The sequence below is a fragment of the Paraburkholderia sejongensis genome (genome assembly GCF_020880815.1).
GTDB lineage: Bacteria > Pseudomonadota > Gammaproteobacteria > Burkholderiales > Burkholderiaceae > Paraburkholderia > Paraburkholderia sejongensis.
Genome location: NZ_JAJITD010000001.1, coordinates 756,035 through 777,460 on the forward strand (window position 1 = coordinate 756,035; position 21,426 = coordinate 777,460).

16 protein-coding genes and 1 pseudogene are annotated in these 21,426 nt (G+C 65.1%); 4 read left to right on the forward strand and 13 right to left on the reverse strand.

Going from position 1 to position 21,426, the window contains the following annotated elements; genetic code table 11:
• Window positions 1-49 precede the first annotated feature (49 nt).
• The 4 genes from LJ656_RS03180 to LJ656_RS03195 all read left to right on the forward strand — a co-directional run bounded on the left by LJ656_RS03180 (window position 50) and on the right by LJ656_RS03195 (window position 2,900).
• On the forward strand, window positions 50-979 hold the full coding sequence (locus LJ656_RS03180; protein ID WP_230507809.1) for a LysR family transcriptional regulator: 930 nt from the start codon (window positions 50-52) through the stop codon (window positions 977-979).
• 112 nt (window positions 980-1,091) lie between these two features.
• Complete coding sequence (locus tag LJ656_RS03185; protein WP_230507810.1) at window positions 1,092-1,319, forward strand: hypothetical protein; 228 nt, start codon at window positions 1,092-1,094, stop codon at window positions 1,317-1,319.
• A 193-nt stretch (window positions 1,320-1,512) separates the two neighbouring features.
• Entirely contained in the window at window positions 1,513-2,580 is a 1,068-nt protein-coding gene (locus tag LJ656_RS03190) for a glycosyltransferase family 2 protein (RefSeq protein ID WP_230507811.1), read from the forward strand.
• 98 nt (window positions 2,581-2,678) lie between these two features.
• Complete coding sequence (locus LJ656_RS03195) at window positions 2,679-2,900, forward strand: hypothetical protein (protein ID WP_230507812.1); 222 nt, start codon at window positions 2,679-2,681, stop codon at window positions 2,898-2,900.
• A gap of 41 nt (window positions 2,901-2,941) precedes the next feature.
• Here the strand turns inward: LJ656_RS03195 and LJ656_RS03200 are convergent, their stop codons facing one another.
• The 13 genes and pseudogenes from LJ656_RS03200 to LJ656_RS03260 form a co-directional block, all read right to left on the reverse strand.
• Window positions 2,942-4,249 (reverse strand): MFS family transporter, encoded by a 1,308-nt coding sequence (locus tag LJ656_RS03200; RefSeq protein WP_230507813.1) that lies wholly within the window; start codon window positions 4,247-4,249, stop codon window positions 2,942-2,944.
• Between the two features lie 298 nt (window positions 4,250-4,547).
• Window positions 4,548-6,237 (reverse strand): annotated as a pseudogene (locus tag LJ656_RS03205) (SpoVR family protein).
• Between the two features lie 68 nt (window positions 6,238-6,305).
• Entirely contained in the window at window positions 6,306-7,577 is a 1,272-nt protein-coding gene (locus tag LJ656_RS03210; RefSeq protein ID WP_230507815.1) for a YeaH/YhbH family protein, read from the reverse strand.
• A gap of 188 nt (window positions 7,578-7,765) precedes the next feature.
• Window positions 7,766-9,688, reverse strand: a complete 1,923-nt coding sequence (locus LJ656_RS03215) for a PrkA family serine protein kinase (RefSeq protein ID WP_075300791.1) — start codon at window positions 9,686-9,688, stop codon at window positions 7,766-7,768.
• 644 nt (window positions 9,689-10,332) lie between these two features.
• Window positions 10,333-11,094, reverse strand: coding sequence for a 2-keto-4-pentenoate hydratase (locus tag LJ656_RS03220; RefSeq protein ID WP_230507816.1), 762 nt, complete (start codon window positions 11,092-11,094; stop codon window positions 10,333-10,335).
• A gap of 312 nt (window positions 11,095-11,406) precedes the next feature.
• Window positions 11,407-13,200 (reverse strand): methyl-accepting chemotaxis protein, encoded by a 1,794-nt coding sequence (locus tag LJ656_RS03225; RefSeq protein ID WP_230507817.1) that lies wholly within the window; start codon window positions 13,198-13,200, stop codon window positions 11,407-11,409.
• Window positions 13,201-13,508: 308 nt separating this feature from the next.
• Window positions 13,509-14,438 (reverse strand): ribokinase, encoded by a 930-nt coding sequence (rbsK, locus tag LJ656_RS03230; RefSeq protein WP_230507818.1) that lies wholly within the window; start codon window positions 14,436-14,438, stop codon window positions 13,509-13,511.
• Between the two features lie 135 nt (window positions 14,439-14,573).
• The gene (locus LJ656_RS03235; protein WP_230507819.1) at window positions 14,574-15,620 is read right to left on the reverse strand and encodes a LacI family DNA-binding transcriptional regulator; all 1,047 of its coding nucleotides are present in this window, start codon (window positions 15,618-15,620) and stop codon (window positions 14,574-14,576) included.
• Between the two features lie 122 nt (window positions 15,621-15,742).
• Window positions 15,743-16,813 carry an ABC transporter permease gene (locus tag LJ656_RS03240; protein ID WP_230507820.1) on the reverse strand — a complete coding sequence of 357 codons (1,071 nt, stop codon included), beginning with the start codon at window positions 16,811-16,813 and terminating at the stop codon, window positions 15,743-15,745.
• A complete protein-coding gene (locus LJ656_RS03245) occupies window positions 16,810-18,405 on the reverse strand; it encodes a sugar ABC transporter ATP-binding protein (protein ID WP_230507821.1) in 1,596 nt (531 codons plus the stop codon). The genes LJ656_RS03240 and LJ656_RS03245 overlap by 4 nt, the downstream gene beginning before the upstream one ends.
• Window positions 18,406-18,651: 246 nt before the next feature.
• Complete coding sequence (locus tag LJ656_RS03250) at window positions 18,652-19,626, reverse strand: sugar ABC transporter substrate-binding protein (protein ID WP_230507822.1); 975 nt, start codon at window positions 19,624-19,626, stop codon at window positions 18,652-18,654.
• A gap of 134 nt (window positions 19,627-19,760) precedes the next feature.
• Window positions 19,761-20,738, reverse strand: coding sequence for a magnesium/cobalt transporter CorA (corA, locus tag LJ656_RS03255; protein ID WP_230507823.1), 978 nt, complete (start codon window positions 20,736-20,738; stop codon window positions 19,761-19,763).
• A gap of 180 nt (window positions 20,739-20,918) precedes the next feature.
• The gene (locus LJ656_RS03260; RefSeq protein ID WP_230507824.1) at window positions 20,919-21,407 is read right to left on the reverse strand and encodes a hypothetical protein; all 489 of its coding nucleotides are present in this window, start codon (window positions 21,405-21,407) and stop codon (window positions 20,919-20,921) included.
• Window positions 21,408-21,426: the final 19 nt, after the last annotated feature.

A 21,426-nucleotide genomic window follows, 5' to 3' on the forward strand; every position in this document is an offset into this window, starting at 1 on the left:
AGACTTTCGCGTTAGCATGTCGGGCATCAACGGCTTTGAGGGACCCCAGATGCCTTTTGACGAGCGCATGCTGAACGGCATGGGCGTGCTGACGGCGATCGTCGACTGCGGCAGTTTCGCGGCCGCCGGCGCAGCGCTCGACATGTCGCAATCGGGCGTGAGCCGCTCGGTGGCTCGTCTCGAAGCACGCCTTGGCATTCGCCTGTTCGACCGCACCACCCGCTCGGTCACGCTGACCGACGAAGGCCGGCGCTTTTACGAACAGATCGTGCCGCTGCTCGGCGGCCTCGAGGAAGCCGCGGCGTCGGCGGCCGAAGGCGCGAGCGCGGTGCGCGGCCGGCTGCGCGTGAACATGGACCCGTTCTTTTCGCGCCTCGTACTGGGCCCGCGGCTCGGCGGTTTCATCGATAAACACCCTGATTTGCAGCTCGAACTGATCACGCGCGACCAGCTCGGCGATATGGTCGCCGACGGCTTCGACGTCGCGATCCGCTTCGGCGAGCCGCCGCTGTCCACGCTGGTCGCGCGCAAGCTGCTCGACACCCGCATCCTGACGGTAGCCGCGCCGTCGTATCTGAAGAAGCACGGGCAACCGGCGCAGCCGGCCGAACTCGAAAGCGGCGCGCACGTGTGCATCAAGTTTCGCGATCCGCTGACCGGTTATCCGTTCAGTTGGGAATTTCATCGCGGCCGCAAGAAGTTCGAGATGACCCCGCAGGGCCGCCTGACCGTCAACGACGTCGGCACGCTGCATAGCGCGTGCATCGCCGGTCAGGGGATCGCGCAGATTCTCGCGCTCGGCGCGGAGTCGCTGCTGGCGAGCGGCAAGCTGATCGAACTCTTTTCGGACTGGGGCGACGAGGTCTATCCGCTCTATGCGCTGTATCCGTCGCGCCATCATCCGCCGGCCAAGGTGCGGGCATTTCTGGATTTCGTCGTGTCGTTGACGGGGGGCGCCGCGCGTGACGGCGGGGGGTGAGATCGGCCCCAGCGTAATTCGGGGCAGCATCGCCATTCTCCGATACTGCCCCGATCGCTCGGGTCCGTACCTTGCTGCTCTGCGCTGTGTATTCCGTTCCAGGAGAACAGCGATGAGCGAATCGAACGAGAAGGCCAGCAACGACGCAAAAGAGCCGGACAAAAACCCGTCAAAAAACCCGGGCGGCAAGTCGACGGAGGACCTAGCGCACCCGCCGCATGCGGTGCACAGCGACAACCCGAAGAGCAAGATGCCCGAGCGCGCCGACGACGAGCGCAAGCAATCGCCGGCCGACCGCCCGGGCAAGCAGTCCGGCGAAGGCGAACCGCCGGTCGGCTAACCGGTCCTCCCGATCGCGCATGCGGCCTGACTGCACGTCGCAGTCGAGCCGCATCGCCGCGTGAATGCGCCGCCATTCTGTAAGCAAACATTTCTTCCCGGTTTTGACCGAATTTTTTTCGCTGTATTGGACTACCGTGCCGTATGCAGCACGGTGTGCGGCTGCCGCTCATGATTGCTCACAGGCGACGCCAATGTTCAAGTCCAGCTCGAAGTCTCCCGCTTTGTCTCCCGCTTTTTCGCCCGGTTTTTCGCCGGGTGGTTCCCCTCCCGCCGCGCCGCCGGTGCCGCGCGTGTCCATCTGCGTGCCCACCTGCGGGCGCCCCGACCTGCTGGTCGAATGCATCGATTCGTGCCTCGCGCAGAGCTTCGCGCAAAACGGCGGCCAACTGGAAATCCTGATCGGCGACGATTCGCGCGACACCGTCACCCGGCAGTTGATCGCCGAACGCTACGGCAACGACCCGCGCGTGCGCTACGCGCATCATCGGCCGTCGCTCGGCCAGGCGCGCAATGTCGCGAGCCTGTTCGAACGCGCGCGCGGCGACAAGATCCTGCTGATCCACGACGACGATCTGCTGACGGCCGACGCGGTCGAAAAACTGCTGGCGCTATGGCAGCGCCATCCGCACCTCGACGCGGCATTCGGCGAGCAGTACGAAGCGAATCATGCGGGCGTGATCGATTACGCCGCGAGCGCGCGGCTGAATATGGCGTTCCGGCGCACCCGCGACGCCGAGGGTCTACAACCGCTCGCGGGCCGCACCGGCCTCGTTCAGATGTTTCCGAACAACGGCTGGATGGCCGATGCGCGGCTCGTCAAGCGGATCGGCTATCCGGACCAGCACGGCATGTGCTGCGATTTCGTGTTCGGTACCCTGCTGTGCCTGGCCGCGCGCGAGGTGTTTTATCTGCACGACTACGTATCGGTGTATCGCAAGACGGCGACCTCGATCTCGCACAGCACGCGCGGCACGGTCGCGGCCGCGCCGCTGAGCGCGTACCGCTTCGTCGAATCGCTCGACTTGCCCGCGCCGCTCGCGCCCGCGCGACGGCTTGCGCTGCGGCGGCTCGCGCCGCTCGTCGTGTCGATTCATGCGCGCAACGGCCAGCCGCGCGCGGGCCTGCGTATCGCGCTCGCGCATCTGTATGCGTACAACTATGGATTGAGCGCGCGGCTCTACTACCATCTCGCGCTGCTCGCGCGCGCCGCGCTGCGTGCGCGGCCGGCCGCCGGCGAAGAGGCCGCGGATTGCTTGTGACGCGTGGCGTGCTTAGCAAACGCGCAATACTTACTTGGGCGCGGGCTCGCCACTGGTTACGATGAGCTGAACCGTCATCGCCCCAGAGGTAAGCCGCCATGTCAGACAGTGCGTGTTTCAGGCCGCGCGTGATCGAACCCGTCGCCGCTAACGAGCCGGAAGGACTCGGGCTCGCGATCGAGCTGTGGCTTGCCCAACCAGTCGATGGGATCGCCGGCCGCGCGGTGCAGATTCATTTGCGCGGCGGCGCGAAGATGGAACAGGCCGAGCGCTTGCGCGACCTGCTGCATGCGTGGGGCACGCGGATCGTCGTCAGCTGAGAAGCAAAGTCCGCAGCACGACGATCCGCGTCGCTACCCGTTCAAGGCTCGTGACGCAGATACCCTTCGGTCGACGGATCGGGCATCCGCAGCGACACGATGCCCGCGATCGCGCACATCACGGTCACGTACCAGAAGAACATCGTCTCGACGTCGGCCTGCTTGAGCCACAGCGCAACGTACTCCGCCGAGCCGCCGAAGATCGCGTTAGCGACCGCATACGACAGGCCCACGCCAAGCGCGCGCACGTGCGGCGGGAACATTTCCGCCTTGATCAGGCCGCTGATCGACGTATAGAAGCTGACGATCGCGAGCGCGACCACCACGAGGCCGAACGCCGCGAACGGGCTCGTCACGTCTTTCAGCGCGTGCAGCAAGGGCACCGTGCCGAGCGTCGCGAACAGGCCGAAACACAACATCGAGCGACGCCGGCCGATGCGGTCCGACAACGCGCCGAACGCCGGCTGCATCAGCATGTAGACGAACAGCGCGGCGGTCATCACCGAACTCGCGGTCTTCGCGTGCATGCCGGCCGTGTTGACCAGGTACTTCTGCATATAAGTGGTGAACGTGTAGAAGATCAGCGAGCCGCCGGCCGTGAAGCCGAGCACCGTCATGAACGCGCTCTTGTGCTCCCACAGTCCGCGCAGCGTGCCCGCTTCCTTGCTCTGGCGGGTCGCCGCGGTGGAGGTTTCATCGAGCGATTTGCGCAGATACAGCGCGATCAACGCGGCCACCGCGCCGATCACGAACGGCACGCGCCAGCCCCATGCCTTCAGCTCTTCGGTGCTGAGCGTCTGTTGCAGGATCACCAGCACGAGCAGCGCGCACAGCTGGCCGCCGATCAGCGTCACGTACTGGAACGACGCGAAGAAACCGCGCCGGCCCTTGAGCGCGACCTCGCTCATATAGGTCGCGCTGGTGCCGTATTCGCCGCCGACCGACAGACCCTGCACCAGCCGCGCGAACAGCAGCAAGGCCGGGGCGAGCGCGCCGATTTGCGCGTAAGTGGGCAGCATCGCGATCACCAGCGAACCGCCGCACATCATGAACACCGACACCATCATCGCGGTGCGCCGGCCGCGTTTGTCGGCGAGCCGCCCGAAGAACCAGCCGCCGATCGGCCGCATCAGGAAGCCGGCGGCGAACACGCCGGCGGTGTTCAGCAATTGCGTCGTGGTATTGCCACTCGGAAAAAACGACGGCGCGAAATACAGCGCGGTGAACGAATATACGTAGAAGTCGAACCACTCGACGAGATTGCCCGATGAAGCGCCGACGATCGCAAAGATGCGCCGGCGAGTGTCGTGCGCGGAGGCGACGACGGATTGGTCGGTTTGGACGTTCATGCTGGTGTCTTTCCTTATCTAAACGAGGAGGACGGTCGTGGCGCCGCCTTGATCGCGCGCGCCCGGGTGACGGAGGTTGCGCGAGCGCGATTTTTACACAGATGAAAGAATAGATGGGCTTTTGCCAGACCAGCTTGATGAAAGCCCTGGGTCCGCGCGAGCGGGCGAAATCTGACACCCCTTCGCGCCGCGATAACAACAAAGCCCCTGCCGGTCGCCGACCGGCAGGGGCTTACGGAACGAATCGGGCCCATGGAGCAAATGAAACCCACGGACCGGCGCGGACCTCAGCCGCCGCTCACACTCTCACCGCCGGCGGCACATAACGGCATTCGTAACGCTTCCTGACGGTGCCGTTCTCGTCGACGCTTTCAAGGTACACGTCGAACTGCCACAGCCGCGCCATGTGCTTGAGCACCTCGTCGCTATCGGACGACAGATGGCGGTTATCGCTCATGAAGTGCCGCAACGTCAGACTGCGGTCGCCGCGCGTGTTGACCGCCCATACCTGGATATTGGGCTCGCGGTGATGCATGTCGTACTGGCGCGACAACGCCTGGCGCACGTACTGATAACCGCTGTCGTCGTGAATCGCCGACACTTCGAGCGCGTCGCGCATGTCGTCGTCGAGTACCGAGAACAGGCGCATTTCGCGGATCAGATGCGGCGACAGATACTGCGCGATGAAGCTCTCGTCCTTGAAGTTGCGCATCGCGTAGTGCATCGCGGGCAGCCACGGACTGCCGGCCAGTTCCGGAAACCACTTGCGGTCCTCTTCGGTCGGCGCCTCGCAGATGCGCCGAATGTCGCTCATCATCGAAAAGCCGAGCGCGTACGGATTGATCCCGCTGTAGTACGGCTTGGTGACCGGCGGCTGATAGACGACATTGCTGTGCGAATGGAGAAACTCCATCATGAAGCCGTCTTCGAGCTTGCCCTGGTTGTACAGCGTGTTGAGCAACGTGTAGTGCCAGAACGTCGCCCAGCCCTCGTTCATCACCTGAGTCTGGCGCTGCGGGTAAAAGTACTGACCGATCTTGCGCACGATGCGGATCACCTCGCGCTCCCACGGTTCGAGCAGCGGCGCGTTTTTTTCGGCGAAATACAGCAGGTTTTCCTGCGGCTCCGGCGGATAACGCCCTTCGACTTCCTCGGGCAGCGGCGTATGACGGGTGGGCAGCGTGCGCCACAGTTCATTGACCTGCGATTGCAGATACGCTTCGCGCTCGCGGCGCGCGGCGAATTCGCGTTCGAGCGACAGCTTCTGCGGCCGCTTGTAACGGTCGACGCCGTAGTTCATCAGCGCGTGGCACGAATCGAGCAGTTCCTCGACGCGGTCGAGCCCGTAGCGTTCCTCGCATTCGGCGATGTAATTCTTCGCATAGACGAGGTAATCGATGATCGCATGCGCATCCGTCCACAGCCGGAACAGATAGTTGCCCTTGAAAAACGAGTTGTGTCCGTAGGCCGCGTGCGCGACCACGAGCGCCTGCATCGTCATCGTGTTCTCTTCCATCAGATACGCGATGCAAGGGTTCGAATTGATGACGATTTCGTACGCGAGCCCCATCTGGCCGCGACGGTAACTTTTTTCGGTGGAGAGAAAGTGTTTGCCGAACGACCAGTGCCGGTAGTTCACCGGCATGCCGACGGACGCGTACGCATCCATCATCTGTTCGGCGCTGATCAATTCGAGCTGGATCGGATACGTGTCGAGTTCGTATTGCTCCGCAACACGGGCAATATGCGAGTCGTACTCTTCGATCAGTTCGAAGGTCCAGTCGGACGGGCACGGCAGAGGTCTTCTATCTGCTACGTTCATACGGACTTCCCTTTACCCTTCAATGGGCGTTCCGGTGTGTCCCGTGCTGCAGCGCGGTGGACTGCTCCGGCGCGGGCGCTACCGTGCTGGTCGCCCTTGCCTCGGCATGCCCCGAGCGCTGCTGCGGCACGCCTATGTTGCGTCGCGGCGCTACTGCGTACGCCAGCTACTGCAGCTGGCCGTACGCTGCGCCGCGCGCGTGAATCGACAGACTCCTTCGCAACAATGGTTCCGTCACGAAGTCGCCGCCTGCTTCTCGAACAGCTCGCGAAACACCGGATAAATATCCGCGGCGGTTTCGACCTTTTTCATCGCCATATGCGGCTGGCTCAACGCCAGTTGTGCATATTCGAGCCACAGGTTCTGCTCTTCGGGCGTCACCTGAATATACGCAAAATACCGCACCTTCTCCAGGATGTCATCCGCCAGAATCTTGCGGCACTTCGGCGAGTCGTCGGTCCAGTTGTCGCCGTCCGAGGCCTGTGCTCCGTAAATATTCCATTCAGTCGGCGAATAGCGCTCGTCCATCACCTTGCGCATCAGTTCGAGCGCGCTCGACACCACGGTGCCGCCGCTTTCGGTCGAATGGAAGAACGTGTCTTCGTCGACTTCCTCGGCGCGCGTGTGATGGCGAATGAACACGACTTCGATGCGCTCGTAATTGCGCTTCAGGAACAGGTACAGCAGGATGAAGAAGCGCTTGGCGAGATCCTTGCGCTGCTCGTCCATCGAACCCGATACGTCCATCAGACAGAACATCACCGCCTGGCTCGACGGCGTGGGCTGCTTCACGCGATTGACGTAGCGCAAGTCGAACGGATCGATAAACGGTATCCGCCAGATGCGCCCTTTCAGATGATGGATATCGTCTTCGAGCAGCTTGATCTCGTCGCGCCGATCGGCCGGATCGGCCTTCAGCTCTTCGAGCTGCCGTTCCATCTCGCGCAACTGGTTGACGAGCGGCGCGCCCAGCGCGATGCGCCGGCCGAGCGCGCTGCGCAGCGAGCGCACCACGTCGATGTTGTTCGGCGTTCCTTCGGCGGCCCAGCCCGCGCGGATGCTCTTCCACGTCGGCACCGCCATCAGATGGGTTTTGACGAGGCGCGGCAGTTCGAGGTCGTCGAAGAAGTACTGCATGAATTCTTCGCGGCTCAGCTCGAATACGAAGTCGTCCTGACCTTCGCCTTCGTTGCTGGCCTGACCGCCGCCGCCCCCACCGCCGCCGCCCTGCGGACGCTGGATCTTGTCGCCGCGGATGTAGTCCGAATTGCCCGGATGCACCATTTCGCGCTTGCCGCCGGGTCCGTGACGGAACGACGGCTCCGCGATGTCCTTGCGCGGAATCGTGATGCTCTGGGTGTTCTGGATGTCCTTGATGCTGCGATCGCGCACCGCTTCCGAGACGGCGCGACGAATATAGTTTTTGACGCGGCGCAAGAAGCGCTCGCGGTTCGCAATACTTTTGTTCTTCCCCGCCAACCGACGGTCGATGATTTGATGAAGCACGCCCGGTCTCCGGTGTCGGTCGCGGCCGGTGCGTGGGCACCAGCCGCGATCCCATTAGCTGCGCTCGTTTCAGGTACGCGAGACGCGCGCCGCCTGGGCAGCCACGCTATGTCCATGCGGCTTGCGCGTCGGCGCATACCCGTACGGTCAGACCGTACGGGCTGCACACGACAGACATCACGCGCACGTCATGACGACTTGCGCACGCGCAGATACCAGTCGCACAGCAAGCGTACCTGCTTCGGCGTGTAGCCCTTCGCCACCATCCGGTTGACGAAGTCTTCGTGCTTGCGCTGCTCTTCGGCCGAGCCCTTCGCGTTGAACGAGATCACCGGCAGCAACTCTTCCGTGTTCGAGAACATCTTCTTTTCGATCACGACGCGCAGCTTCTCGTAGCTGATCCATGCGGGATTCTTACCCGCATTCGCAGCCCGCGCCCGCAGCACGAAGTTGACGATCTCGTTGCGGAAGTCCTTCGGATTACTGATGCCCGCGGGCTTCTCGATCTTCTCGAGCTCGGCGTTCAACGCCGCACGGTCGAAACTCTCGCCGGTGTCGTGGTCGCGGAACTCCTGATCCTGAATCCAGAAGTCCGCATACGTGACGTAGCGGTCGAAGATGTTCTGACCGTACTCGGAGTACGACTCCAGATATGCGGTCTGGATCTCCTTGCCGATGAACTCCGCATAGCGCGAGGCCAGCACGTCCTTGATGAAGGACAGATACTTCTGCTCGGTTTCCGGCGGGAACTGCTCGCGCTCGATCTGCTGTTCGAGCACATACATCAGATGCACCGGATTGGCCGCGACCTCGGTCGAGTCGAAGTTGAATACGCGCGACAGGATCTTGAACGCGAAGCGGGTCGACACGCCGGTCATCCCTTCGTCGACGCCCGCGAAATCGCGGTATTCCTGATACGACTTCGCTTTTGGATCGGTGTCCTTCAGATTTTCGCCGTCGTACACCTGCATCTTCGAGAACAGGCTCGAATTCTCCGGCTCCTGCAGGCGCGTGAGCACCGACATCTGCGCCATCATCTTCAGCGTGCCGGGCGCGCACACCGCATTGGCGAGCGACGAGTTGCGCAGCAGTTTCTCGTAGATCTTGATCTCTTCGCCGTAGCGCAGGCAGTACGGCACCTTCACGACGAAGATCCGGTCGAGCAGCGCTTCGTTGTTGCGGTTGTTGCGGAACGCCTTCCACTCCGATTCGTTCGAGTGCGCGAGGATCACGCCGTCGAACGGAATCGCGCCGAAGCCTTCCGTGCCCTTGAAGTTGCCTTCCTGGGTCGCGGTGAGCAGCGGGTGCAACACCTTGATCGGCGCCTTGAACATTTCGACGAATTCGAGCAGACCCTGATTCGCAAGGCACAGGCCGCCCGAGTAGCTGTACGCATCCGCGTCGTCCTGCGCGTACTGTTCGAGCTTGCGGATGTCGACCTTGCCGACCAGTGACGAGATGTCCTGATTGTTCTCGTCGCCCGGTTCGGTCTTGGCGATGCCGATCTGCCGAAGAATGGACGGGTAGCGGCGCACCACCTTGAACTTGCGGATGTCGCCGTTGTATTCATGCAGGCGTTTGACCGCCCACGGACTCAGGATACTTTTCAGGTAGCGGCGCGGAATTCCGTATTGTTCTTCGAGAATCGGGCCGTCTTCCTCGTAATCGAATAGCCCCAGCGGCGATTCGTTGACGGGCGAGCCCTTGATCGCATAGAACGGCACGCGTTCCATCAGTTGCTTCAGACGTTCCGCGATCGACGACTTGCCGCCGCCGACCGGGCCTAACAGATACAGAATCTGCTTCTTTTCTTCGAGCCCCTGGGCCGAGTGCCGGAAGTAGGCGACCACCTGCTCGATCACCTCTTCCATTCCGTAGAACTCACGGAATGCGGGGTATACCTTGATGACCTTGTTCGCAAAGATACGCGACAGGCGCGGATCGTTACGAGTGTCGATCTGTTCAGGTTCTCCGATTGCCGTCAACATGCGTTCGCCAGCAGTGGCGTACGCGGCGGGATTTTCTTTGCAGAGCGCGAGATACTCCTCGAGCGAGAGTTCATCCTCTCGCGTTTTCTCGAAGCGGGTCGCGAAACTGCTGTAGATATCCATGCTACCTCCTCGCCGAAGTTCGGATCGATGTCGTGCGCGGCGCGCTATTCGGAAACGACATCGCTCGATTTCATCCTAAACCCTTTTAAATTTTTTTTCACGGACTACGTTGCGAAAATCGCGCCGTAGTCGCATTGCCACACTCCTCACCTTGAAACAAAGTTTCGGGCACCTGCGCTTTTTCACTGCTGTCTGCATGACGCATCGCGTTGCTATTGCACGAGCCGTACCTGCACCGTCGCAGCGACATAAAACAGCGGCTGTGTGCGCACCCACACTTTGTCACGAAAAGCCCACAGGTCATGACGCTTTCGCGAGCCGTCGTATTCCTTCCACAACGCACGACGTCTCGTTCCGGTCTACGCGCGTACGACGTTGTTACATGTTCGAGCCGCGCCGCCGATGACTGAATCACGGCATTCGCGCGACGCCCTTTCCCAGGTGTATACGGAAATGCGCGCCGGCATTGCAATAAACGCATCAGGCGGGGTGAATGATTGCAAAGCAATTGCAAAGGCTGCCCATGCCGGTTCGACTCCCAACCCACTTGTTGAGACCCAAATAAAAAACGGCTGCCAGATCGGCAGCCGTTTGAACGATGCGTCGTAATCTTCGGTTACAAGCGGCGCCGCGCGCCACTCAGCTCAGCTCAGTTCGATTTCCACTTCGCCGAGACCGTCGATATGACCGCGCACGATCCCCGCTTCGGCGAGCTTGTGCGCGCCAACGTACGACCCGGTGGTGATGGTCCACTCGCGCTCGATCGTGATACCCATGGCCGCGCAATGGTTGACGAACCACACCAGCAACTCGCGCGGATCGCCGGCGGGATTACCGGTCGCCTCCGGCAGCAGCGACTGGCCGTTAAAGCTCAGCTCCAGTTCCGGCGAGACGAAATCGAAGCCGCGCGCGAGGCTCGCATACGGCGCCGGATGACCGGTGATCAGCGCGCCGTTGTTCTGCGCGTCGGCCAGCTGCGCGAGCGGCGCAACATTCGGCCATTCGCTGAAGCGGCTGTCGACGATTTCGAGCGCCGGCAGCACCGCGCCGACTTTGGACAGCACCTCGTCGCGCGCATAGGCCTGGCCGCGCGGCTCGATCGTCTGATCGAAGCGGAACGCGATCTCGAGTTCGACCAGCACCCGGAAAAAGCCGCCATGCGCGAGCCGCGCCGGCGACGGCAGCACCAGCGAGGCCGGGATCGGCGCGCCGGACGCGGCGCCGCCGGGACTCTTCGCGCCGATCTTCCATGCGCCGGTCGTCTCGCCCAGGCCCGCGATCACCGCCTGCTGGATCGCATAGGCAGTCGCCGCGTCGGGCGGCAGGCTGTCGGGCGCGGGCGCATCGATCGGACGACGCTGCCGACGGGCGTCGACGAGGTGTTGCGCTAGATCGTATGGCGTCATGTCGGTTCTTCCTGGCTGGCGCATCGGGTGGTGAGTGAAGTTGTGCCCGTCAATGTACCGGATCGCGACCCGCGCCGGGGAGCGCGCGCGGCGCGCAAACGTTCAATTCATGCGCACGCAAAAAAAAAGACCGCCCGGACAAACGCCTGTGCGGTCTTTGCAGCCCGATCGCTGCGATCGTGGCGGCCGTCCTTCTGTCTGCGCAAAGCGCACATAAATGGGAACGAATGTTGCATCGGCTCGCCCCATTCGAGCCCACTCTTCAATGGAGCGCACCGACACGATGACAACCGCGCGTACGCGGCTTCGGACTTAGAAGGTCTCCCAATCCTGATCGCCGCCGGCGGCAACGGTCGCCTTGGCGGGTGACGGCTGCGGCGCCGAGCCGGTGGCGGGCACCGCGCCCGCCTTCGCGGCGGCCGCTGCCGGCGCTGTGGCCCGCGCCGGCGTGCCGGCCGGGGTGGCCGGGGTCGCCTTACGCACGCCGGTCGCGAGCGAACCCGTCGACGCAATCCGCTTGGGCGCAACGGACAGCTGCGGCGCAAGCGCTTCGCCGCGCCCGCCTTCGTCGACCTGGAACACCGCGACCGCGCTGCGCAGGCGCCCCGCCTGCTCTTCCAGCGACGACGCCGCGGCGGCCGCCTCCTCGACCAGCGCCGCGTTCTGCTGGGTGACCTCGTCCATCTGCGTGACCGCGCGCGCGACCTGATCGATCCCGCCGCTCTGTTCCTCGGAAGCCGCCGCGATCTCGCCCATGATGTCGGTCACGCGCTGCACCGCGCCGATGATCTCGGTCATCGTGCGGCCCGCTTCGTCGACCAGCGCCGAGCCCGATTGCACGCGCTCGACCGACGTATCGATCAGCTCCTTGATTTCCTTGGCCGCCGCCGACGAGCGCTGCGCGAGGCTGCGCACCTCGCCCGCGACCACCGCGAAGCCGCGTCCTTCCTCGCCGGCGCGGGCCGCCTCGACCGCCGCGTTCAGCGCGAGGATGTTGGTCTGGAACGCGATGCCTTCGATGATCGAAATGATGTCGGCGATCTTCGCCGAGCTCTGGTTGATGTCGCCCATCGTGCCGACCACCTGGCCGACCACTGCGCTGCCCTTGTTGGCGATCTCCGACGCATTGGCCGCGAGCGCGCTTGCCTGACGCGCGTTGTCGGCGTTCTGGCGCACGGTGCCGGTCAGCTGTTCCATGCTCGACGCGGTTTCCTGCAGCGCCGACGCCTGCTCTTCGGTCCGCGACGACAGGTCGATGTTGCCGGCCGCGATCTGGCGCGTCGCGGTCGCGATCGACTCGCTGCCGCCGCGCACGCTGCGCACCGTTTCGGTGAGGCTGCGCTGCATTCTGGCGATTCCTTCGAGCAGTTGCCCCATTTCGTCGCGCGAACTGATGACCACCGGACGGCGCAGGTCGCCGGCCGCGATCGCATCGAAATGGCCGAGTGCTTCGTCGAGCGGGCGGGCGATCGCGCGGCTGAGCGCGAGATACGACAGCGCCGCCGCGAGCACGCCGACCACCAACGCGCCGATGCTGACCATCCGGAACGTCGCGAAGCTGCCCTGCGCGTCGTCGAAGCCCTGTTTGGCCGACTCGAACTGGAACTTGCGCAGCGCGTCGTCGGCGGCGACCAGATCGTTAAAGCTCACTTGCAGGCTTTTCGCGCCCTCGAGCAGCTTGCTCTGATCGTTCGCGGTAATCGACGCCGCGAAGCCGTCGAGTTGCTGGTGCAGCGTGTCGCGCCTCGCGGCCACGTCCTGCGCGAGCCGGTCTTCTTCCGGGTTGCGCGGCAGATCCAGATATTTCTTCCACCACGAGTCGGATACGCCCCGCAGCATCCGCGCGCGTTCGATGGTCGGTGCCGCTTCCGGCGTGCCGGCCATGAACGCGGCGCGATCGAGCGCGAGGCGCTCGCGCGCCGCGTACATCTCGGCATTGCCGACGTTGACCGCGCTCGGCATCGCGTTGGTGAAAGTGTCCTGATACGCGGCGTTGGAGCGGCCCATACCGAACAGACCGAACACGCCGGTCGCCACCAGCAGCGCCGCGAGGAACGCCATGGTCAGGCCGATGCGCGCCTTGATCGTAATGCCCTTGTTCAACATGCTTGGATCCTGTGTGCTTTGCAAAAATGAGAGGCTGGGAACGCGGCGGGCGGCCGCGTGCTTCGAGTCCGGCGCTTTCGAGTGCGCGCTCTAACTTCTGTTTACGGCACCGCCGCCCTATCCTTGAAGCATTTAAAAGGTATGAAGAAAGACGTTGTCGGCAGTTTGGAAGGTATTACCGGAAAAATGGGTTGAGCGCGCGGGCGCGAAGCGGCCCGACCGGCCTTGTCAAAGCGCGGGTTTTGAGGTGGGAAACTGCGGGGATCGGGAGGGATGGGTGCTGGCGACGGGGCTGGTCGGCGCGCGGCTCATCCCAGCGCGTCGAGCTCCGCGCGGCGGGGAATCGAAGGCTGCGCGCCCGCGCGCGTCACCGACAACGCGGCGGCCCGCTGCGCGAAGCGCAGCGCGGCGTCGACCTCGGCGCCCTGCGCCAGCTGTGCGGCGAAACCGCCGATAAACGTGTCGCCGGCCGCCGTGGTATCGACCGCCGCAACCCGCGGCGCGTCGTACAGCGCGGGTGCGGCGCCGTCGAGCGCCGCATACAGGCCGCGCGCGCCGAGCGTGATCAGCACATTGCGCGCGCCGGCCGCCCGCAGCGCGGCGGCGGCTTGCGCCGCGTCGTCGGGCGACTCCACCGTGAGGCCGGTCAACGCGGCGGCTTCGGTTTCGTTTGGAATCAGATAGTCGATCAGCGGCAGCCAGTCGGCCGGCAGCGGCCCGGTGGCCGGGGCGGGATTGAGGATCACGATCTTGCCGAGCCGGCGCGCCGCGGCGAGCGCCGCGCGCACCGCCGCCGGCGGCGTTTCGAGCTGACAGATCACCACCTGGGCGGCGGCCAGCGCCGCTTCGTGACGCGCGATCGCGTCGGGCGTCACCTCGCCGTTACTGCCCGCGACGATCACGATCGTGTTCTGGCTCGCGTCATCGACGACGATCAGCGCGACGCCGCTCGGCTCGCGGCCGGTATCGAGCGCCGTGCAGTCGATGCCCTCCGCTTCGAGGCCCGCGCGCAACTGCGCGCCGTTCGGATCGGCGCCGACACAGCCGAGCATCGCGACCCGCGCGCCGAGCCGCGCGGCCGCGACCGCCTGGTTGCCGCCCTTGCCGCCGGCAACCTGCGCGAACGTGTGCCCGGCCAGCGTCTCGCCCGGCTGCGGCAGACGCGGCGCCCGCACCACGAGGTCCATGTTCAGACTGCCGACCACCGTCACGCGTGCATCGGTTGAATTGCTTGCCACTTGCCTGTCCTCCGAGGCGCGGCGCCGGCTGCGCGCCGCGCGGGGTTTCGCGAGTTGCCGCGGGTCTTGCCGCGGGTCTTTCCGATATCTCGCCCGCCGGGTTTCACCAGGCCTCGCCGGGCCTCGCGACGACCGTTACGCCGCCAGCTCCCGCCGTATTTCCCCCGCCCACGCGGCGGTCGACTCGCGCACGATCAGCCGCGGCGACACCACCCGCCGGCGCGCCGGCCCGCGCGGCAGCGGATTCGGCGCCGCCGCCTCGGCGATCCGCTCGACCAGCGTCTGCGCGGCGATATCGCCAAGCTCGCGCACCGACTGCCCAACCGTCGACAGCGACGGAAACATGAAGCGCCCCAGCTCGATATCGTCGAAGCCGATGATCGAGCACTCGCGCGGCACGCTGATATTGCGTTCCGCGGCCGCGCGCAGCGCGCCGATCCCCATCATGTCGTTGACCGCGAAAATCGCGCTCGGCCGCACCGTGTCGAACAGCTGCGCGGCCGCGCGATGGCCGCCGCTGCCGGAAAAATCGCTCTCGACGATCGCGTCGCCGGCAATCTCGATCCCACGCTCGGCCATCGCGCGAATGAAGCCGTGCACCCGCATCGCGCTGACCGCGGTGTGCACCGGCCCGGTGATGCAGCCGATCCGCACGTGGCCCAGTTCGAGCAGATGGCGGGTCGCCAGGTACGCGCCCTTCTCGTGATCGATCTGCACGAGGTCGGCGCTGATCCCCTCGATATTGCGGTCCACCACGACCAGCGGCTCGCGCGAGTCGGCGAGCGTCTGCGCGAGCACCGCGTCGTCGCCGGCCGATGCGACGATCAGCCCGTCGATGCGCTTTTCCTGCAGCACGCGCAGGTAGTTGCGCTGCTTCGCGGGGTCGTCGTCGGAGTTGCAGAAGAACACGCAGTAGCCGTTGCGCGCGCAGCCGTCCTCGATGCCGCGCGCGAGCTCCGCGAAATACGGATTCGTGCTGTTGGGCACCACCAGTCCGATCGTCGCGGTCGCGCGCGCCTTCAGCGAACGCGCGACCGCCGACGGCACGTAGTGCAGTTCACGGATCGCGCGCTCGACTTTCGCGCGCACATCGGCCGACACCGGCCGCGAGTTGTTCACCACGTGCGATACCGTCGTGAACGACACCCCCGCCACGGCCGCTACATCCTTGATCGTCGCCATAATCTGTTGCTCTCCTGTCGATCACGTCCTCAAAGAAGACGGAGCCGACTGATTCGTTTCATCCATCGTTGCGCGCTTCACACCCCGCTGCGCGCCCCGCTTCACACCCCGCCGCGCGCCCATCACCCGCGCTTGCGGCGGCTGCGGTAGGTATCCAGCACCACGGCGACCACGATCACCGCGCCGGTGATCATCCGCTTGGTCGGCTCGTTCGCGCCGATCTGCGCGAGCCCTGCCGCGAGCACCGAAATGATCAGCACGCCGAAAAACGTGCTGATCACCGAGCCGCGGCCGCCCATCAGACTGGTGCCGCCGATCACGACCGCCGCGATCACCTGCAGCTCGACGCCGACGCCCGCGTTCGGATCGGCCGCTTCGAGCCGCGAGATCTGGAACAGCGCCGCCAGTCCCGCCAGCGCGCCCATCAGCGCGAACACGATCACCTTGTACGGGCGCGGATCGACGCCCGCGAGCCGCACCGCTTCCTCGTTGGTGCCGATGCCGACCAGATAGCGGCCGAACACCGTGCGCGTGAGCACCAACTGCGCGATCACCATCACCGCGACCGCGATCAGGAACGCCGGTGAGATGCCGAGCGCGATCGGGTTCGACAGGAAATCGAACGCGTCGCCGATATACGCGGTGCGCGAACTGGTCATCTGGTACGCGAGCCCGCGCGCCGCTTCCAGCACGCCGAGCGACACGATGAACGACGGAATCCGCCAGCCCACCGTCACCGCGCCGGTCACGGTGCCGGTCAGCGCGGCGACCGCGACGCCGAGCAGCGCGGACGGCAACGGCGGCCAGCCCCACTTCAGCGCGGCCACGCTGACCACCGACGCTCCCAGCGCGAGCACCGAGCCGACCGACAGATCGATCCCCGCAATGATCAGCACGAAGGTCATCCCGACCGACATCACGACGAGATCCGGGATCTGGTTCGCGATCGTGCTGAACGTGTCGTAGGTCAGAAAGTGCGAACTGAGCAGCGAGAACAGCACGATCATCGCGAGCAGCGCGCCGGCCAGCCCCAGGTAGTTCGAAAACCCGAGCCGCGTACCGGCCGGTTTGCCGCTCGCGAGCGGCGCCGACGGATCGGCGGGCAGCGCGCCGTCCTTGCCGCCCTTGCCCGCTGTGTCGCGTTTGCCGTCCTTGGCGGCCGCCGCCGCGTCGCGCCACGATCGATCGGTCATCCCAGACTCCCTGCTTCGTTGCTCACGGGGCTGTGCAGCAGCGCGTCGCGGCCGCGATAGCCGGCGAACGCGGCCGCCAGCAGCGCGTCCTGAGTCCAGCTGCCGCGCTCGAACACGCCGGTCAGACTGCCCGCCGACATCACGCCGATCCGGTCGCAGATCAGCATCAGTTCGCGCAGATCGCTCGACACCACCACCAGCGCCCGGCCGTCGCGCGCGAGCGCGCCCATCAGCCCGTAAATATCGAACTTCGCGCCGACGTCGATCCCGCGCGTCGGTTCATCGAACAGCAGCACCCGGCACTCGCGCGCGAGAGAGCGGCCGATCACGACCTTCTGCTGATTGCCGCCCGACAGCTCGCCGACGATCTGCCCAGGGCCCGAGCTGCGAATCCGCATCGCGTCGATCTGCTTTTGCGCGAGCGCGTTTTCGCGCATCGCGTCGACCACACCGTGGCGCGCGACGCTGCGCAGATTGCCGAGCGATACGTTCGCGGCGATCGGCTGCGGCAGCAACAGGCCTTCGCCCTTGCGGTCCTCGGTGATCAGCGCGATGCCGGCGCGCACCGCGTCGGCCGGCGAGTCGATCGCGACCGGCGTGGGCGGCGCACCGGGCGTCGCCGCGAGCGACACGCTGCCGCCGTCCTTGCGGTCGGCGCCGTAAATCAGCCGCATCAGCTCGGTGCGGCCCGCGCCGATCAGCCCGCTGATGCCGAAGATCTCGCCCGCGCGCACCTCGAACGACACATCGCGCACCGCGCTGCCGCGCGCGAGCCGCTCGACCTTCAGCAGTGGCGCGCCGAGGTTGCGCTCGCCGAGATCGATGTGCTCGCCCAGTTCGCGCCCGACCATCCACGTGACGATCTCGTCGCTGGTCAGATTCGCCATTGCGTCGACGTGCACGAGGCGGCCGTCGCGCAGCACCGCGACCCGTTCGGCCACCCGCGCGAGTTCCTCGAGCCGGTGCGAGATATAGACCAGCGCGACGCCGCGCGCCTTCAGCCGTTCGATCTGCTCGAACAGCAGATCGACCTCGCGCGCGGTCAGCATCGCGGTCGGCTCATCGAGGATCAGCACCCGGCAGTCGTCGATCAGATTGCGGGCAATCTCGACCATCTGCTGATGACCGATCCCCAGTTCACCGACCAGCGTGTCCGGATCGATCGCGTCGAGCCCGACCTGCGCCATCGCTTCGCGCGCGTTCTCGCGCAGCCGGCGGCGGTCGATCCAGCCGAAGCTGAACGCGCCCGCGCGCGGCAGCCGGTTCAGAAACAGGTTCTCGGCGACCGACAGCGTCGGCAGCAGATTGAGCTCCTGCATCACCATCCGCACGCCGAGCGCCTCGGCCTCGGTGCGGCTGGCCGGCGCATACGGCGCGCCGGCAAGGCGCATCGTGCCGGTGCTCGGCTCGACCAGTCCGCCGACGATCTTCGACAGCGTGCTCTTGCCCGCGCCGTTCTCGCCGGTCAGCGCCAATACCTCGCCCGCGCGCAGCGTCAGCGAGACGTCGGCGAGCACAGGTTCGGCGTAGGTCTTGCCGAGACCGCTGACGCTCAGTACGACAGGCAAGGCGGATTGGTCGGTGGAATCCATTGCGCTCCTGGTTCCGTGACGGCTTCGTTGTGCTGGCGGCCGTCGCGAGTCATGCCGGCACGGGCGCGAGATGCGCGGGCGCTCGCCGCCCGCGCGGCTCCGATCGCGCGGCCGCCGTCATGACGCTTAACTCTTAAATTAACGGCGCCGCGACGGCATTCTTGAGCGTTTGTTGAATAAATGCGGGGCGCCGCGCGCTTTAATGCCCGTTGCATGAATCGCAGCGGGCTCGCGCGGCGGCCGGGGTTACTTCAGCGTCTCTCGGGTCACCAGATCGACCGGCGTTTCGACCACGCCGGACAACTGCGACTGTTTCTTGTTTTCGCTGAGCGCCTTCAAGGCGGTGTCGATGCCGAACACCGCCTGCTTGGCCGCGTATTGATCCGCCGTCGCGAGCACGCGGCCGTCCTTGAGCATCGGGTGGATCGCGTTGATGTTGTCGTAGCCGACCACCAGCACCTTGCCCTGCTTGCCGGCCGCGCGCACCGCCGAAACCGCGCCGATCGCCATGTTGTCGTTGCCGGCGAGCAGCGCCTTCAGGTTCGGGTACTCGTTGAGCATCGCCGACGCGACCGCGTTGCCCTTGTCGATTTCCCATTCGCCCGACTGCACCGACACGACCTTCGCGCCGACCGTCTGCATCGCGGCCTTGAAGCCCGCCGTGCGCTGCTGCGCGTTGGTGGTGGTCGACACGCCTTCGAGGATGCCGACCTCGTCGCCCGACTTCAGCCGTTTGGCGAGATAGTCGCCGACCTTCTGCGCGCCCTTCGCGTTATCCGGGCCGACGAACGGCACGTTCAGGTCCTTCGACTTCAGCACGTCCTGATCGAAGCGGTTGTCGATATTGACGACGATGATGCCGGCGTCGACCGCTTTCTTCACGACCGGCACCAGCGCTTTCGAGTCGGCCGGCGCGATCACGATCGCGTCGACCTTCGAGACGATCATCTGCTCGACGATGCGGATCTGGTTGGCGGTGTCGGTTTCGTCCTTGATGCCGTTGGTGACGAGGTCGAACAGACCGGGATTGTGTTTCTGATAGTCCTTCGCGCCGGTCTCCATGGTCAGGAAGAACTCGTTGGCGAGCGACTTCATCACCAGCGCGACTTTCGGCTTGTGAGCGGGCGCGTTTTGCGCGTAAGCGGCGGACAGCGGTAGTGCGGCGGAAGCGGTAGCGAGAACGGCGGCGGCAAGCAGGCGACGGCGGGTCCAAAGGCTCATGCGTATCTCCTCGGTGGTCGGGCTCGCGGGCGAGCCGGATTGTTTTTACGCCCAAACGTTTGCGTCGGCTATTCTCGGCGCAAGGCTTTCGCAATGTCAACGACCGCCGGTGCTGCGATGCGGTGTTGCGCCGGCTACAGCCAGCCGGCTTTGCGAAAGCGCCGGAACAGCACCACGTCGATCAGCACCATCACCGCGATACAGATCGGGTAGCCGAACCTGAAATGTAGCTCGGGAATGCGCTCGAAGTTCATCCCGTAGATGCCGGCGATCATCGTCGGGACTGCGAACAACGCGGCGAACGAACCGAGCCGCTTGGTGATTTCGCTTTCCGCGAGCGAGATCATGCCCAGGTTCACCTGCACCGCGGTGACGACGATTTCGCGCCGCCCCTCGATGGTCCGCACGATCCGGTCGAGATGGTCGTAGACGTCGCGGAAGTACGCCTGCATGCCCGCGCAGATGCTCGGAATGCGCCCGCCGGTCAGCTTGCTGACCGCCTCCTGCAGCGGCACGATATGGTGCTGCAGGATCACGAGTCGGCGCTTCATCGTGTACAGATCCTCGACGATCGCGCGCGAGGCCGCCGAATCGTTTCTCTCGAAGATGCGGTCTTCGAGCGTTTCGAGTTCGGTGCTCATCGCCTCGACGATCGGGAAGTAACGGTCGACCACGTCGTCGATCAGCGCATACAGCACGAACGCCGAGCCCTCCTTCAGCAGATGCGGCTCGCGCTCGCAGCGCGTGCGCACGGCCTGGAACCCGGTGCGGGTGCCGCGCCGGACCGACAGCACGTAGTTGCTGCCGACGAACACGTCCACCTCGCCGATCACAAAATCGCCGTGCTCGTCCATTTCGACCGTGTGCATCACGGTAAACAGCGAATCGCCGTATTCCTCGATCTTCGGGCGCTGGTGGCCGTGCTGCGCATCCTCGATCGCGAGTTCGTGCAAGCCGAACTCCTCCTTCATGATCGCCAGTTCATCGGGAGTCGGGTCCTTCAGCGCGACCCAGACGAAACATTCGGGGCGCGAAACATAGTCGCTGATGTTTTCGATCGTGATGTCGGCGAGTTTCCGGCCGTCCTGGTAGGCGGCGCAATTGATCAGCATGTTCGAAGTACCTTGCAAACTGAACAGACCGGCGCGCGCCGATGCGCAAGCATCGTGTAAGGCGGACGGCCGGTCTGCCCGAAAACGGACAGGCGCGCGTCGACACGCGGCGCGGCTGCCGCCATGTTACGGTGCGGCGCGCGGTTCGCGCGTATCCAATTGTTAAGGAGTGGCGGCACGCTACTGGGCGACCCGGCGCAGGCCGATGCGGTGATCGTCGTCGAAGGTGACCGACGCGCGGTTCGTGTAGCGCGGATCGGCGGTGACGATGAAGTTCAGCTCGACGAGCGGATCGAACGGCGTCGACACGCCGAGCCGATGCGGGCCGGGCGGCAGATAGAACGTCACGTGCTCGCCGTTCATCAGATCGGTCACGCGCTCGCCGTCGAGATAGACGAGCGCATCGCGAAAGCGTACGACCACGTCGCGCGAACGCTCGCGGCGCAGATCGACCGCGACGAGGCCGGGACCCGGCTGCGTGTAGCCCTGCCTGACAATGCGTTCGACCGGCACCGGTTTGAACGCGACCGGCTCGGCCGGCTCGGATGCGCAGCCGGCCAACGCGAGCGCGACGCAGATTGCAACGGCGCCGCGGGGGGCCGCGCCGGCAGCACGCGCGACGCCAGCTCCCGGTGCGGCGCGGCCGCGGCAAGACAGGCGCATCGGCATGTTGTTCTCCCCCTGTTCT

What these genes read in the sequence shown, in the direction of transcription:
- LJ656_RS03180 (WP_230507809.1), top strand. Translation starts at nt 50, where the DNA reads ATGCCTTTTGACGAGCGCATGCTGAACGGCATGGGCGTGCTGACGGCG.
- LJ656_RS03185 (WP_230507810.1), top strand. Translation starts at nt 1,092, where the DNA reads ATGAGCGAATCGAACGAGAAGGCCAGCAACGACGCAAAAGAGCCGGAC.
- LJ656_RS03190 (WP_230507811.1), top strand. Translation starts at nt 1,513, where the DNA reads ATGTTCAAGTCCAGCTCGAAGTCTCCCGCTTTGTCTCCCGCTTTTTCG.
- LJ656_RS03195 (WP_230507812.1), top strand. Translation starts at nt 2,679, where the DNA reads ATGTCAGACAGTGCGTGTTTCAGGCCGCGCGTGATCGAACCCGTCGCC.
- LJ656_RS03200 (WP_230507813.1), bottom strand. Translation starts at nt 4,249, where the DNA reads ATGAACGTCCAAACCGACCAATCCGTCGTCGCCTCCGCGCACGACACT.
- LJ656_RS03215 (WP_075300791.1), bottom strand. Translation starts at nt 9,688, where the DNA reads ATGGATATCTACAGCAGTTTCGCGACCCGCTTCGAGAAAACGCGAGAG.
- LJ656_RS03220 (WP_230507816.1), bottom strand. Translation starts at nt 11,094, where the DNA reads ATGACGCCATACGATCTAGCGCAACACCTCGTCGACGCCCGTCGGCAG.
- LJ656_RS03225 (WP_230507817.1), bottom strand. Translation starts at nt 13,200, where the DNA reads ATGTTGAACAAGGGCATTACGATCAAGGCGCGCATCGGCCTGACCATG.
- LJ656_RS03235 (WP_230507819.1), bottom strand. Translation starts at nt 15,620, where the DNA reads ATGGCGACGATCAAGGATGTAGCGGCCGTGGCGGGGGTGTCGTTCACG.
- LJ656_RS03240 (WP_230507820.1), bottom strand. Translation starts at nt 16,813, where the DNA reads ATGACCGATCGATCGTGGCGCGACGCGGCGGCGGCCGCCAAGGACGGC.
- LJ656_RS03245 (WP_230507821.1), bottom strand. Translation starts at nt 18,405, where the DNA reads ATGGATTCCACCGACCAATCCGCCTTGCCTGTCGTACTGAGCGTCAGC.
- LJ656_RS03250 (WP_230507822.1), bottom strand. Translation starts at nt 19,626, where the DNA reads ATGAGCCTTTGGACCCGCCGTCGCCTGCTTGCCGCCGCCGTTCTCGCT.
- corA (WP_230507823.1), bottom strand. Translation starts at nt 20,738, where the DNA reads ATGCTGATCAATTGCGCCGCCTACCAGGACGGCCGGAAACTCGCCGAC.
- LJ656_RS03260 (WP_230507824.1), bottom strand. Translation starts at nt 21,407, where the DNA reads ATGCCGATGCGCCTGTCTTGCCGCGGCCGCGCCGCACCGGGAGCTGGC.